This is a genomic window from Flavobacterium sp. LS1R10 (assembly GCF_003968825.1).
In the GTDB taxonomy this organism is placed as follows: domain Bacteria; phylum Bacteroidota; class Bacteroidia; order Flavobacteriales; family Flavobacteriaceae; genus Flavobacterium.
This window is the reverse complement of the sequence record NZ_RYDH01000003.1, coordinates 288,270-301,753: the sequence shown is the minus strand read 5'-3', so window position 1 is coordinate 301,753 and position 13,484 is coordinate 288,270. Positions and strand designations below refer to the sequence as shown.

General features: G+C 35.7%; 14 protein-coding genes, 3 tRNA genes and 1 riboswitch. Of the genes, 10 read left to right on the top strand and 7 right to left on the bottom strand.

Annotated features, from left to right (window positions below):
* Positions 1 to 26: 26 nt before the first annotated feature.
* Together EKL96_RS08525 and EKL96_RS08520 are read right to left on the bottom strand one after the other, a co-directional pair.
* The gene (locus tag EKL96_RS08525; RefSeq protein ID WP_126460823.1) at positions 27 to 524 is read right to left on the bottom strand and encodes a hypothetical protein; all 498 of its coding nucleotides are present in this window, start codon (positions 522 to 524) and stop codon (positions 27 to 29) included.
* An 86-nt stretch (positions 525 to 610) separates the two neighbouring features.
* Positions 611 to 1,198, bottom strand: coding sequence for a Crp/Fnr family transcriptional regulator (locus tag EKL96_RS08520; RefSeq protein ID WP_126455733.1), 588 nt, complete (start codon positions 1,196 to 1,198; stop codon positions 611 to 613).
* 150 nt (positions 1,199 to 1,348) lie between these two features.
* Here EKL96_RS08520 and EKL96_RS08515 point away from each other — a divergent pair, with 150 nt between their 5' ends.
* Both EKL96_RS08515 and EKL96_RS08510 read left to right on the top strand, forming a co-directional pair.
* Positions 1,349 to 2,200: a transketolase gene (locus tag EKL96_RS08515; RefSeq protein ID WP_126460820.1), complete on the top strand. Its 852-nt coding sequence runs from the start codon at positions 1,349 to 1,351 to the stop codon at positions 2,198 to 2,200.
* 115 nt (positions 2,201 to 2,315) lie between these two features.
* Complete coding sequence (locus EKL96_RS08510; RefSeq protein ID WP_126460817.1) at positions 2,316 to 3,269, top strand: transketolase family protein; 954 nt, start codon at positions 2,316 to 2,318, stop codon at positions 3,267 to 3,269.
* Between the two features lie 70 nt (positions 3,270 to 3,339).
* Here the strand turns inward: EKL96_RS08510 and EKL96_RS08505 are convergent, their stop codons facing one another.
* Entirely contained in the window at positions 3,340 to 4,320 is a 981-nt protein-coding gene (locus tag EKL96_RS08505; protein ID WP_126460814.1) for an FKBP-type peptidyl-prolyl cis-trans isomerase, read from the bottom strand.
* 80 nt (positions 4,321 to 4,400) lie between these two features.
* On the opposite strand from EKL96_RS08505, the gene EKL96_RS08500 reads away from it, so the two are divergent.
* A complete protein-coding gene (locus EKL96_RS08500) occupies positions 4,401 to 4,793 on the top strand; it encodes an RNA-binding S4 domain-containing protein (protein ID WP_126460811.1) in 393 nt (130 codons plus the stop codon).
* Positions 4,794 to 4,971: 178 nt separating this feature from the next.
* Positions 4,972 to 5,472 (top strand): phosphoribosyltransferase family protein, encoded by a 501-nt coding sequence (locus tag EKL96_RS08495; RefSeq protein WP_126455725.1) that lies wholly within the window; start codon positions 4,972 to 4,974, stop codon positions 5,470 to 5,472.
* On the opposite strand, the gene EKL96_RS08490 is transcribed toward EKL96_RS08495, so the two are convergent.
* On the bottom strand, positions 5,464 to 5,982 hold the full coding sequence (locus EKL96_RS08490) for a shikimate kinase (protein ID WP_126460808.1): 519 nt from the start codon (positions 5,980 to 5,982) through the stop codon (positions 5,464 to 5,466). The two genes, EKL96_RS08495 and EKL96_RS08490, sit on opposite strands and share 9 nt — an antisense overlap.
* A 127-nt stretch (positions 5,983 to 6,109) precedes the next feature.
* Between EKL96_RS08490 and EKL96_RS08485 the strand changes: the two genes are divergently transcribed.
* The 4 genes from EKL96_RS08485 (at position 6,110) to EKL96_RS08470 (ending at position 7,491) form a co-directional block, all read left to right on the top strand.
* Positions 6,110 to 6,182, top strand: a tRNA-Lys gene (locus EKL96_RS08485).
* A 38-nt stretch (positions 6,183 to 6,220) separates the two neighbouring features.
* Positions 6,221 to 6,293 (top strand) — tRNA-Lys (locus EKL96_RS08480).
* Positions 6,294 to 6,335: 42 nt separating this feature from the next.
* Positions 6,336 to 6,418: transfer RNA gene (locus EKL96_RS08475), tRNA-Leu, on the top strand.
* Positions 6,419 to 6,984: 566 nt separating this feature from the next.
* Positions 6,985 to 7,491 (top strand): tetratricopeptide repeat protein, encoded by a 507-nt coding sequence (locus tag EKL96_RS08470; RefSeq protein WP_126460805.1) that lies wholly within the window; start codon positions 6,985 to 6,987, stop codon positions 7,489 to 7,491.
* 172 nt (positions 7,492 to 7,663) lie between these two features.
* Here EKL96_RS08470 and EKL96_RS08460 read toward each other — a convergent pair whose 3' ends face one another.
* Entirely contained in the window at positions 7,664 to 8,230 is a 567-nt protein-coding gene (locus tag EKL96_RS08460) for a DUF4252 domain-containing protein (protein ID WP_126460802.1), read from the bottom strand.
* 41 nt (positions 8,231 to 8,271) lie between these two features.
* A complete protein-coding gene (locus EKL96_RS08455; protein WP_126460799.1) occupies positions 8,272 to 8,769 on the bottom strand; it encodes a hypothetical protein in 498 nt (165 codons plus the stop codon).
* 200 nt (positions 8,770 to 8,969) lie between these two features.
* Here EKL96_RS08455 and EKL96_RS08450 point away from each other — a divergent pair, with 200 nt between their 5' ends.
* Together EKL96_RS08450 and EKL96_RS08445 are read left to right on the top strand one after the other, a co-directional pair.
* Positions 8,970 to 10,421, top strand: coding sequence for a S41 family peptidase (locus EKL96_RS08450; RefSeq protein ID WP_126460796.1), 1,452 nt, complete (start codon positions 8,970 to 8,972; stop codon positions 10,419 to 10,421).
* Between the two features lie 66 nt (positions 10,422 to 10,487).
* Positions 10,488 to 11,108, top strand: a complete 621-nt coding sequence (locus EKL96_RS08445; protein WP_126460793.1) for an N-acetylmuramoyl-L-alanine amidase — start codon at positions 10,488 to 10,490, stop codon at positions 11,106 to 11,108.
* A gap of 72 nt (positions 11,109 to 11,180) precedes the next feature.
* Here the strand turns inward: EKL96_RS08445 and EKL96_RS08440 are convergent, their stop codons facing one another.
* A complete protein-coding gene (locus tag EKL96_RS08440) occupies positions 11,181 to 13,106 on the bottom strand; it encodes a TonB-dependent receptor plug domain-containing protein (protein ID WP_233579282.1) in 1,926 nt (641 codons plus the stop codon).
* A 98-nt stretch (positions 13,107 to 13,204) separates the two neighbouring features.
* Positions 13,205 to 13,474, bottom strand: a riboswitch (cobalamin riboswitch).
* Positions 13,475 to 13,484: the final 10 nt, after the last annotated feature.

The following is a 13,484-nucleotide window of genomic DNA, read 5'->3' as shown; positions in this document are numbered from 1 at the left end:
TTGTTAAAAATTAGTGTTTTATTAAATTAAATACTGGCTTTCAAACCAATACTTATAAATAGAGTTAAAATAGTGTTTAAGGTTTCTTGATCATTTCCTTTCAAAAGAAGAGAATCGTTAGAATCATACGCTGATTCGTTGCTCAGAACAACTTTAGAAAAAGGAAACAAATGCTGTAATTTATCCAGTGTACTTTCGGAATTAATCACCTCCATTTCGTTTCCCAAAATAAGTACGATTTTACCCGTTGCCACTTTTTTGATTTTTTCAATAAGAGTAACATTTGTTGCCACATCATTTGAAAGTATAATAATATCTGCCTCCCAACTTGCATTGGTTGGACAAATCATCATTTCTACATTTGCCTTCGGATTCTCTGAAATAATTTCGGTATACACCTCCAAAAGTGTAGCGGCTTTTTGATCAAACAGCAAAACGGGATTGGTTTTGGCAATTTGCTTTGCTAAAACAATACTATTGGTTACTGAAACGCCAAGGACTGCAAATGTGGTTCTATTTGACATCGACTTATATTTACAGGACAAATTTAAGGCTGTATTGCAAAAGATTTCGTTGATGTAAAACAAGAAATTCTATTGATCTATGTCAATTAAAATGAACTTCGATTGTTAATTTGTTTGCGAACCCGACTCAATGTTTCCGGTTTCAGACCAAGGTAAGAGGCGATCATGTGTTGGGGTACACGTTGAACAATTCCGGGATAAGCAATTCCTAAATTGGTGTATTTTTCTTCGGCGGTTTCTGTTAAAGTCGAATTTATTCTGGCTTGATTGGCGATGTAGGCATTTTGCAAAAGCAAGCGTTGGTATCTTTCAAACATGGGGACTTTATCCATTAAAGCTTCTCTTGCCGATGTTGTCAGCAAAAGCAGTTCAGAATCCTCCAAGGCTTCAATCGTATAAATAGAGGAACTATTTGTTAGAAAACTGGACAAATCTGCGATCCACCAGCCTTCAATTGCAAATTGTACGATGTGTTCATTTCCTTTTTCATCGATGGAAAAAGAGCGCAGTATTCCTTTTTCAATAAAGGCATTGTAGACACAAATGTCTCCTTCTTGCAACAGGATTTGTTTTTTGCGTAATCTTTTAGGGATAAAAAAAGTTTTACACAACTCCATTTCTTCCTGAGTCAGTATCACTTTTTCCTGAATGCTTTTGAATAATTGTTGAAACATGGTTGCAAGATACTAAATAATCAAGAATTCTTAAAAATAGTATTGCTGCTAAAAAAACAATCCTTGATAACTATTGATAAATCTAAAAATGGAAGTCTGTATAAATCAAAATATCTGACTACCTTTGCCCAGTCTAATTTTAACACACAAATGAAACCGAACACACAACAATTAAACGATTTAACAATCCAAGTCAGAAGAGATATTCTTCGAATGGTACACGCTGTCAACTCAGGTCACCCAGGTGGTTCTCTAGGTTGTACTGAATTCCTTGTCACTTTATATCAAAATATAATGGAACGCAAAGAAGGTTTTGATATGGACGGTATTGGAGAAGATCTTTTCTTTCTTTCAAACGGGCATATTTCACCTGTATTTTACAGTGTTTTAGCTAGAAGCGGTTATTTTCCAGCAGCAGAACTAGCTACTTTCCGTTTGATCAATTCAAGACTACAAGGACACCCAACTACACATGACGGCTTACCAGGAATACGTATTGCATCTGGTTCTCTTGGACAGGGATTATCAGTAGGGATTGGTGCTGCTCAAGCAAAAAAATTGAATGGTGACAACCATATTATTTATACACTTCATGGTGATGGTGAATTACAGGAAGGTCAAAACTGGGAAGCAATCATGTATGCTGCTGCAAAAAAAGTGGACAACCTTATTGCTACAATCGATTTAAACGAAAAGCAAATTGATGGAACAACTGACGAGGTTTTAGCCATGGGAAGTATTCGTGCCAAGTTTGAAGCTTTTGATTGGGATGTTTTAGAAATTGAAAAAGGAAATGATATCGAAGCTATTATTGCCGGAATGAATGATGCCAAATCCAGAACTGGAAAAGGAAAACCAGTTTGTGTATTGTTGCACACTGAAATGGGTAATGGGGTAGATTTTATGATGTACAGTCACGCTTGGCACGGTAAAGCGCCTAATGATACGCAACTTGAAATTGCTTTAGGCCAAAACTACACAGCAGCAGAAAGCGACTACTAATCCCCACCTAGCCTCCCCGAAGGGGAGAAACAGCTACAGAATCATTAAATAAAAATTTAAAACCCTATTTACCCCAATAGGAGCTCCCCTCCTTTGGAGGGGTTGGGGGAGGAAAATGAAAAAATATACAAATACAGGAAGTAAAGATACACGTTCGGGTTTTGGAGCGGGAATGACTGAATTAGGTCAAAAAAACGAGAATGTTGTGGCACTTTGTGCAGATTTAATTGGTTCCCTTAAATTTGACGATTTCAAGAAAAATCACCCAGAACGTTTTTTCCAAATTGGAATTGCAGAAGCCAACATGATTGGAATTGCTGCCGGTTTAACTATTGGAGGAAAAATTCCTTTCACGGGAACTTTCGCTAACTTTTCTACAGGAAGAGTGTACGACCAAATTCGTCAGTCGGTTGCGTATTCAGAGAAAAATGTGAAAATTTGTGCTTCACACGCCGGATTAACTTTAGGGGAAGACGGTGCAACACACCAAATCCTGGAAGATATTGGTTTAATGAAAATGTTACCGGGAATGACGGTAATCAATACGTGTGATTACAACCAGACAAAAGCGGCTACATTGGCAATTGCGGATCACCACGGTCCTGTTTATTTGCGTTTTGGTCGTCCGGTTGTACCTAACTTTATGCCAGCAGACCAACCTTTCGAAATAGGGAAAGCGATTGTTTTAACAGAAGGGACTGATGTAACTATTGTTGCTACGGGACATTTAGTTTGGGAAGCTCTTATCGCAGCTGAAGCATTAGAAGCACAAGGTATCTCTGCTGAAGTAATAAATATTCACACGATCAAACCATTAGATGAAGAAGCGATTTTGAAATCATTGGAAAAAACAAAATGTATTGTTACCGCTGAAGAGCATAACATTCTGGGTGGTCTGGGCGAAAGCATTTCTAGAGTTTTAGCATTGAACAGTCCGTTACCACAAGAATTTGTAGCAGTGAATGACAGCTTTGGAGAATCCGGAACACCAGAACAATTAATGAATAAATACAAATTGAACAACCAAGCGATTGTTGAAGCGGTTCAAAGAGTAATGAAAAGAAAATAATAGCTTCCTTTTACTTATACCAAAAAAAATCCAGTTCAAATTGAACTGGATTTTTTTTGATTTGTATGTTTTAATTACATTTTACTAAATGTCTTTTGATTCTTGCCGGATCAGTAGTATTTCCGTTACAGCTTGGGATAGATTCAAAAGGGATTAAAACGCCATTAGCATCCGTAATTTCCGTTCTGGTACTCACACTGTCTCCATCATCATCAGTATCTAAAAAGTTTGGAATTCCATCTCCATCCGTATCATCCGGATTTATAACTCCTGTCGCTAAAACGCGCATATAACCATCGCCGTCAAGATCTTCTTGAAAATTCATGATTCCATCACCATCTGAATCCAGTCTGTTAATTTCGTATAATTTAAAACTAAAAACTAGAGGTGCGTAAGAAGGAATCGATCCACTTCCTGAATTATAATATCCTAATCCAGAAGGCAAAAACATTACTCCTGCTCCAAAATCTCTGTAAGATACGGTGCCATCTGTATTAGAATCGTAAGTCCCAGTCTTAAATTGCGGAAAAGTTTCGCCCCATCCTACTACTGTAGTAAGCAAACTAAAGAATTGTTGTGGGTTTTTCACCACCTCAAACTGAGTAGCAGAAAGTGTCGTAACTTCCGAAACCGTGGTACGGGATAAATAATCTCCTTTGTAAGAAGCCAATACCGCATCAGCATTAGTAGGAGATTTGCCCGCTCCCTCTCTAAGTACTAAATAATACAAGGTATACGTTATATCATGAAGTTTGACATCTCTACTCAAAAGTTTAGGAAAGGTTGTTTTATCTTTATAAGACCAAATAGAGGGCTGGCTACCTCCTGCAGGAATTTTTGTATAGCTAACGTCCTGGTCGTCCGGGAAACCGGCGTGATTTACAACTGTGATATAATAGTTTTTTAAATATTCTTCGATATCCGTTAAATCAGTCGCATATTGCACTGCGAAATCTCTAGGCGGTTGAATTTCAGCAGCCTCATCCTTTGAGCATGAAAATAAAGAGATAGTTGTAATTAATAGAATAAAATAATACTTAAATTTGTTCATTATAGCTAATTTTTTTAAGTGCGCAAGATACAATATTGATTGATTTTTGTAAACAATTTAACTCCTATTTTAGAAAATTTATGAGAATAGATAAATATTTATGGTGCGTGCGGTATTATAAAACCCGAAATATGGTTACTGAAGCCTGCAAAAAGAATCACGTAACCGTTAACGGTCTTGTTGCCAAGCCTTCTAAAGAAGTTTTCGCTACTGACAAAATCACGTTTCGGAAAGACCAAATTACCCAAATAATCACCGTGTTGGATATCCCGGAAAATCGTGTCGGAGCAAAACTGGTTGATATTTACAGACGAAACGATACTCCGGCAGAAGCGTATCAACATTTAGAATTACTAAAACTATCAAAAGAACATTATCGAAAGAATGGCACGGGAAGACCTACCAAAAAAGATCGAAGAGATATTGATGAATTTCTCCCCTCCCCGACCCTCCCCGAAGGTGAGGGAGACTAGCCTTAGTAAATTAAGTACAATCCCGAATGAACTTTATCAAACGCAATTCTCACCCCAGAGTTTTGAATGTAAGATAAGCGACAAATAAAAATTAAGTAAAACATCGAATAACCTTTGCCAGTCCTAGCTCCCTTCCCTTCGGGGAGGGCTGGGGAGGGGAATATAAAAATTTTAAATAATGAGCAAAAATATCATCTTAACAAATCAGGAAATTGATCACAAAATAAAAAGAATTGCCTACCAAATATATGAAACTTTCGTAGATGAAGAGGAAATAGTCATTGCAGGAATCGCCAGTAATGGTTTCATTTTCGCAAAAAAAATAGCCGCCGTCCTGGAAACTATTTCCCCTCTTAAAGTTGCACTATGCGAAGTGCAGATCAACAAACAAAACCCTCAATTACCCATTCATACTTCGTTATCAAAAGAACAGTATACCAATAAAGGTTTAGTTCTGGTAGATGATGTATTAAACTCCGGAACGACACTTATCTATGCCGTACGACACTTTATAGATGTTCCTTTGAAAAAATTCAAAACCGCAGTGCTTGTGGATAGAAATCACAAAAAGTATCCTGTAAAAGCAGATTTTAAAGGAATCTCGCTTTCTACTTCGCTATTAGAGCACGTACAAGTTGTTTTTGATGAAAACGATACTAATTATGCGTATTTAAGCTAAAAGAGCCACAATATCCTGCGCAGTCTGATCGATTGTTTTACCATCAACCACAACTTTATATTGCGCTTGGTTGTAATAAAAGCTCCTGTCAAAAAGGTGTTTTGCTATGAACTCTTTCATATCTTCAGGACTTTTATCCGCAATCAGTGGACGCTTACTTACATTAAAAGCCAATCTGTTCAATAACGTTTCAATAGAAGCCTTTAGATAAATAGAAACAACATTATCTCCTTTTAGCAACTCATGATTATTGGCATAACAAGGAGTTCCTCCACCTAAACCTATTATACATGATTCGGGAGCGTTTAATAATTCGATAAAAACTTCGTGTTCTACCTTTCTAAAATAAATTTCTCCATGCTTTTCAAAAATGGCATTTATAGACAAATTCATCTTCTCTACTATCTTTTCATCCAAATCTACAAAAGGAAATTGGATAATTTTGGACAACTTATTTGCAATTGTAGACTTACCACACCCCATATAACCTAATAAAATTATTTTTTTCATCTGAATAAAACCTTACAAATTAAGGTGTTGAGTAATTTTGTTTAAAAAAGACAAATTTATAATAAAATTGCTTGGAAAACTCCAAAATAAGTCCTTATATTTGCACCCGCATTCAAGGAAAGAAAATGACTCGATAGCTCAGTTGGTAGAGCACATCACTTTTAATGATGGGGTCCTGGGTTCGAGCCCCAGTCGGGTCACAATTTTAGTGATCAACACATACTTTCCTTGAAGCATTGACTCGATAGCTCAGTTGGTAGAGCACATCACTTTTAATGATGGGGTCCTGGGTTCGAGCCCCAGTCGGGTCACAAAAGGTCGAGTAATTTATTACTGGACCTTTTTTTTTATAAGGCCACGTGGAGAAACGGTAGACTTGCCAGCTTGAGGGGCTGGTGCTCGCAAGGGCGTGTGGGTTCAAATCCCACCGTGGTCACTTTAAAAGCTTATTTACAAGGCTTAACAAACATTTTAGTTAACATTTACTTAACCATTTTCAAAACACTCATTTTTTGGGTGTTTTTTTATGTTTTTAAAACTATAAAAAAAATATAACTCCTTATTTTCGTATTTGTCTAAGATATGAACGAACTATAAATAGAATTCATACCTGATCATTATTTTGATTTTTTAGTTTAGGTAATTTTACGTAAAATAATGTATTTCCTTATAGCGTGTAAAAGTTGGTGTTTGTTGATGCGGTGTGCGTAATTAAGGTTTTAATAATTGTGGATATGCAAATAAATCCTGCAGTATTAGTTAAGCAACATTTTTAAAATTTTTCGATTCTTTTTTATAATTTAAAATTAAGGTTTTTATTCTTAACTTTTTATGCGGGTAAAGTTAGCAAGTCCATTGGTAATTTTTTATTGGTTTCTTTTTGTAAAATAAATTACATTTAAATGCGTTAATTTAATATCTAAATAAAAAAATAGTACATTTATAGTGCAATTTTATTCTTTACCCGAGTTCTACAAGCCCAATACCCTGCAATCTATTTTTATGAAAAAATTAATTTTTCTTGCATTATTATTAAGTTCCTTAACTGGCTGGAGTCAGAGTCCAATTGCCTACGATTTTTTTGACCAAGCTTTAAAAAAAGCAGAAACAGGCAATCTAAAAGGCGCTATTGCTGATTATACTAAAGCCATACGAGCTGATCCATTGTTTGCTGAAGCCTACTTAAACAGAGCCCTTTTGAAACAAAAATCAGGCGATATAAAAGGGGCGTTAGATGATGTCAATAAAACCATCCTCATTGAACCTAAAAAAGGAGATGCTTATACCACCAGGGCTGACATCAATTACAAGGCTAAAAATTATACGGGAGCCATTGAAGATTGCACGATATCTATCACGTTAAATCCTAAAGACTACATTGCCTATAATCTTAGAGGGTTATCTAATATTCACATTCAAAATAAAAAAAATGCGTGCGCTGATTTCACCAAAGCCATTAAATTAGGAAGCCAAAGTGCCGTTAAAAACAAAAAAATGTTTTGCAAATAATATTCTTGAAATAGGCATAAAAAAAGCGTCTCGATTACAACATCAAGACGCTTTTTTTTATAGATATAACTCTGTTTATTTCATGAACTGCTGTAGCGGCTTCAATTGTTCTAAATCAATGTTCGATTGTTGCAGTACGCTCATCATAATCATTACGCTGGTTGGGTTCCTCTTATTTTCTGCCTTTAGTTGCTTTTTTTAAGTCATCACCTCCTGGAATTCGCATCTTATCGGTAAGAACTGAAATTTCATTCAAATCAAAATTTCCTGTCAATGACATCAGCACTGTATCCTCATTTTTAGCTCCTTCAATAAACATCAGCAATTCTCTAATTTGAGAATCTGAAGTTCCTGATTTTACCAGAATTTTTATATTCCTTCCGTTTTCATTCACGCGCATCAACTCTTCTAATCCCGCTGTTTTGATGTACTTCTCTGCAGCAGCTTTCATTTCTCCCTCTGCTCTGGTACTTTTTGTAGTAAAAACTTTTAGGTTGTCCAATTTTTTTATCAAACTCAGGTACTGTTGCGTTTCTTTATCAGAAGCATCTACTTTGACCTTACTCATCAAGTCGAACATTTTTTTATTGACTATAATGGACGTAACATCATCTTGTCCGTCAAATTTGTCAAAGACTGCTTGCGCAAAAAATGGACTCGAAATAACTAGAAATACTAAAGTGATCAGACACTTTTTGCTAAAACTCCTATTGATACTTTTTTGAATGGTTGCTTTCATTTTATTTAATTATTTTATTGTTAGTATTCTTAGTTTGATTTTCAGGATCTTTTCCACTCTTTTTTAGCGCTTACAAAAACCCTGTTTTTAACGGTTTGATATTCTTCAATGTATTGTACACTTTTTATGCCAATATTCACATTCTTGGATAATAATGACAATTCTTTTTGAGTGGCCCTAAAAGCGGCTTCAGGATCTTCATAGGTTCCTAAATTTGTATTTTCTTTTGTAGCATCCAAATCAAAAAGGACATACGTTGCTATTCCCATCAAAACAACAACTGAAGCTGCAATAGAAACCCAGCCTAAATTCCCTTTTTTATTCTTGTTTTTAGCCATAACAACTTCAAATACTGGAGTTTTATTCATATTCTGCTGCTCTTTTGCAACAGCAAAACAGTCAAATAATGAAGCATACTGTTGTAAATGCGAAGCAATATCCTGAGACGAAAAATAATCCCGTAACTCTTTTTCTTGGGCTAAAGTGGTCGCTCCCTGAAAGTATTTTTTTAATAAACCCTCAACTTTATCTGATTCCATAATTGTGTATTTGTATCATAAATTCTTTAATCGTTTTTCGTGCCCGGGAAAGTGACACCCGGATTGCGTACTCTTTCATATCCATTAAAAATCAAACGAGTTATACTATTAAGATGAATCCTATTTATTTTTGCAACAAAAAAACATAAAATAAGACTAAAGTTAGTATTTTTACGTTAATAAAGTATTAAAATACAATTATGAGAACAGTATTCAAATTTACACTTTTATTTTTTATAGCTACTTTCACTTTACAAAGCTGTCAGGACAATGATGACGTGACACCACCTGCAAGTCTGGAGATTCAGGATTTTATTTGGAAAGGAATGAATCTGTACTATTTGTGGCAAGCTGATGTTCCAAATTTAGCCGATAACCGATTCGCGGATCAAACTGCACTAAACTCTTTTTTAAGGGAATATCCGGTGCCTGAGGATTTATTTGATGCGTTGCGGGTTACTCCTTCTACGGATCGATTTAGTTGGATTGTAAGCGATTATTTAGAACTTGAAGGAACGCTTCAGGGCACTACTAAAAACAATGGTATCGATTTTGGTTTAAGTTATAAACCAGGCAGTACAACTGAAATATTTGGTTATGTTCGTTATATTATTGCAAACTCAGACGCCTCCAGTAAAGCTATAAAACGTGGTGATTTTTTCACTGCTGTAAATGGTACACAGCTGACTTTAAGCAATTATGAATCGTTACTTTTTGGTTCAAACGAAAATTACACACTAAATCTTGCTGATTATAACGGAACTACAATTGTCAACAACGGTAAATCAGTGGCATTGACAAAAACAGTCCTATCCGAAAATCCAATTTTAATCAATAAAGTAATCACCTCCGGCTCTCACAAAATAGGCTATTTGATGTACAATGGCTTTTATGCTAATTTTGACACTCAATTAAACGACGCTTTTGCATCTCTAAAATCACAAGGAGTTACTGATTTGGTTTTAGATTTAAGATATAACGGAGGAGGTTCTGTACAAACGGCTACACGATTGGCAAGTATGATTACCGGACAATTTAAAGGAAAAGTCTTTGCTAAACAACAATGGAATGCAAAAATTAATGCTTATTTCGAGGCTGAAAATCCCGAAGCATTATTCAATTATTTTACCGATAAAATAGGAAGCACAGCCATCAATAGTTTAGGATTGACTAAAATTTATATTTTAACTACGAAAAGCTCTGCATCAGCAAGCGAGTTAGTAATCAACGGGCTAGAACCTCACATTCAAGTTATACAAATTGGGGATGTTACAGTAGGAAAAAACGTAGGATCCGTAACGCTTTATGACTCCCCGACTTTTGGAGCTCAAAGCAGGAATCCCAATCACAGATATGCCATGCAGCCAATCGTGTTAAAAATTGTCAATTCAGTGGGTTTTGGGGATTACTTCAGTGGGTTACAACCTGATTTTCTACAAAAAGAAACATTGAGCAATCTGGGAATCCTTGGCGATTCTACAGAACCGTTATTAAGTACAGCCATTCGCAAAATTACTGGAACTGGTCGCGTATTGCGACAAAGTCCCGGACAAGATTTTGAGTTTTTCACGGATGCCAAATCAATAAAAGGAATCCAAAACCAAATGTACATTGAGAAAGCACCAGAAGGTCTTTTGAGAGCTTTGGAATAGAATAAAGTTACACAATAATTCTTATTTTTATAAGTTACAATTGAATAACAAATTAAACAAAACCACATGAAAAAAGCAATTTCGTTATTTCTAACTCTTGCCACCGTCGTCTCTTTTGCATTTGTAATTCCGAATACTATCCCATCCGAACAAATAAATATTGTTATTGATGCCGGACATGGTGGATCTGATTTTGGAGCAACTTCCAGTAGTGCTACTGAAAAACAAATTGTAGCGAAAATCACAGACAAAATCAAATTTTTGAACAAAAATGAGAAAGTGACCATACACCTTACAAGAATTGGAGACCAATTTCTTTCTTTGAGTGACCGTTCTGCGTTGATCAACAAGATCAAACCCGATTTAGTTTTATCACTTCATGTCAATCAAAATTTAAATCTATCAAAATCAGGAATGGAATTTTATATTGCCACAGAATCAATTGCGAATGAAAGGTCAAATGAGATTGCGGTGGAACTTCGCAACAAATTTATCCGCAATACTACTATAAAATCATCAGAAATAAAGAAAGCTCCCTTCTACATTTTAAAAAAATCAGAAGTCCCGGCTGTACTTGTTGAATTGGGTTATATGTCTAACCTTGGTGACCGAGAATATTTAACCAATGATGTGGAACAAAATAAAATTGCCGCAACTATCGTAGCATTCATTTCAGAATTGAAGTAACAATATTTTATAAACTAAAAAGAGGCTTTCAGTGATGAAAGCCTCTTTTTTTTATGGAATAATGCAATGGTATTACATTTTGATATTCAAACCTACTTTGAAATTTCGTCCTCTGGTACTAAACCCTCTTGTTTCAACAAAATCCTTATCTAAAATATTATCTGCTGCTGCAAAAATATTCATTCGATTTTTGATCAACTCATACCGTACATTCATGTTGATCAGCTGGTAATCTTTCAGTATTTCAGAATTCAATACTGGATCAAAAGTGGGTGCCGGATATGTTGTATACTCAAAATAACGATCCGAAACAAATTGATATGTTGCATTAAAAGCCAAACGAGGCGTTGCTTGCAGATCAACTGCGGCGTTCGCTTTGTGTTTTGGATTCAGCACTCGTGATTGTTTTTCTAATTCTGTAAACGCATAATTGGCAGTCAAATTTATTTTAGCCGTCAAAGCATACGAAATCATGGTCTCAAAACCTTTGGCTTTATTTAGACCCGCAACATTAAAATACTTGTAAGACACTAAATCAAACCCAATCGCATTTTCTTCCTCTCTTTGAAAAACCAAAGCATTCAGAACCAATTTTTTATCAATCATCGTTGTTTCAAAACCCAATTCAAATGTTTTATCTTTCTCTGAGGATAAATTCAAATCACCATAAGGAGAATACAATTGATACAAGCTAGGGGCTACAAAAGCCGTACTGTAAGAAGCTAGTAGTTTCAATGGTAAATTAGGAAATGAAAAAGAAGGATTTACATTGTAAACTAAATTATTTCCGTATTTACTGTGCATGTTATAACGAGCTCCCAAATTCAGGTTTAACCCAAATTCAGAGCTGTAAACCGCCGTCACATAGGGATCAATCATATTAAATTTGGCCAATTCATTTGCAATGGCCTCATACGGACTTTCATTAGACATTTCATGAAATTGAAATTGAGCACCTGTTACCAGGAACAATTCAGGTGAAATTTCATATTTATTAAACGCATCTGCATTGACGCTTCTGGATTTATAATCCAACATTGTTCCATAATTAAAAATGGATCTTGTAATTAAATTAGCACTTGAATTGATTACAAATTCTCCTTTTTTATATTTGTATTTTGGTGAAAACCCAACTCTAAATTGTTCAGAGGCACTGCCGTTTTCATCGTTATCCGCAAAAGATCCTGCATCAAAATCGCTTTTTATTTTATCGTAGTTTGCAAAGAAATCCAAATCTAATTTAGCTGTTGGCTTGAAACCAATTTTCACCACTGAGTTCACTCTGGAAAAACGATCAGCTTCAAATAAAACAGCGTCATTAGGTGATTTTGCCTCAGAAATTCCCGTGGTTTCGGTGCTGTTTAAGGAAGCATAATAATTAATTTTTTCAGCGCTTCCGTTCAAAGCAACCCCTTGGCTGTAGTCATTTATACTATAATTTTCCTGATTGGCAATCGTTTGGGTGCCCACATTAAGGTATGCATTTGCTGCAATCGCTTTTTTGGAAGCTTTTTTCAACGTAATATTAATAACTCCGGCAGCGGCACCCGATCCGTATAAAGTACTTGAAGCGCCTTTCATCACCTCAATACTTTCTATTTGTTCAACGGGCAGCAAGCGCAAATCATACGATAAGCTAATTCCAGAAGCATCGGTAACCGGAACACCATCAATAAGAATTAGCACTTGATGATTTCGTCCCCCACGAATGTAAACCCCTAAATCCTTTCCATTCCGGCTTTGGTTTCCGTTGATTTCAATTCCGGCTACTGAACTCAAAATGGTAGCTACAGTTTGCCCTTGTCTTCTCTTTAAATCTTCGGCTGTAATTTTTACGATTACTTTTCCGGACTTTTCTTTTGGCAAAGCAAATTTAGAATCGGAAATTACGACCTCATTCAATTGATTTGTGGATGCAATGGTGTCTTTTTGTTGTGCGAAAGCACACGAAGTCATCAGTACGCAGAGCGCACTAATACGAACGATTTTCTTGTTCATTTTGAAACATTTAATAGCAGTTTTATGGTACTGCCACATGACTATAAATGGGAGAAAAGCATAGAATTACCCATACCCAAACCTTTTTTCCCGAAAGTTTGATACTCGATGTAACAGGCAGGTCTCCTGGCTCGCGTCTTGTTGTTTACCTTCCCATTCGCAAAGACGAACAGTGGTTTTGTAGATAACAACAAGCTTTATAGCTTACAGTTGCGGGTACAGCCCAGGATTTTTGATTCTTGATTTAGGATTCTTGATTTAGGATGTAAACTCTCTAATCTGAATACTGAAATCTGTAATCGCTTACCTGATTCCCTTTTAATGCTGGTATGAAAAACAAAACAGCAACCTCATTACGGTGGCAAAGATAAAATTATA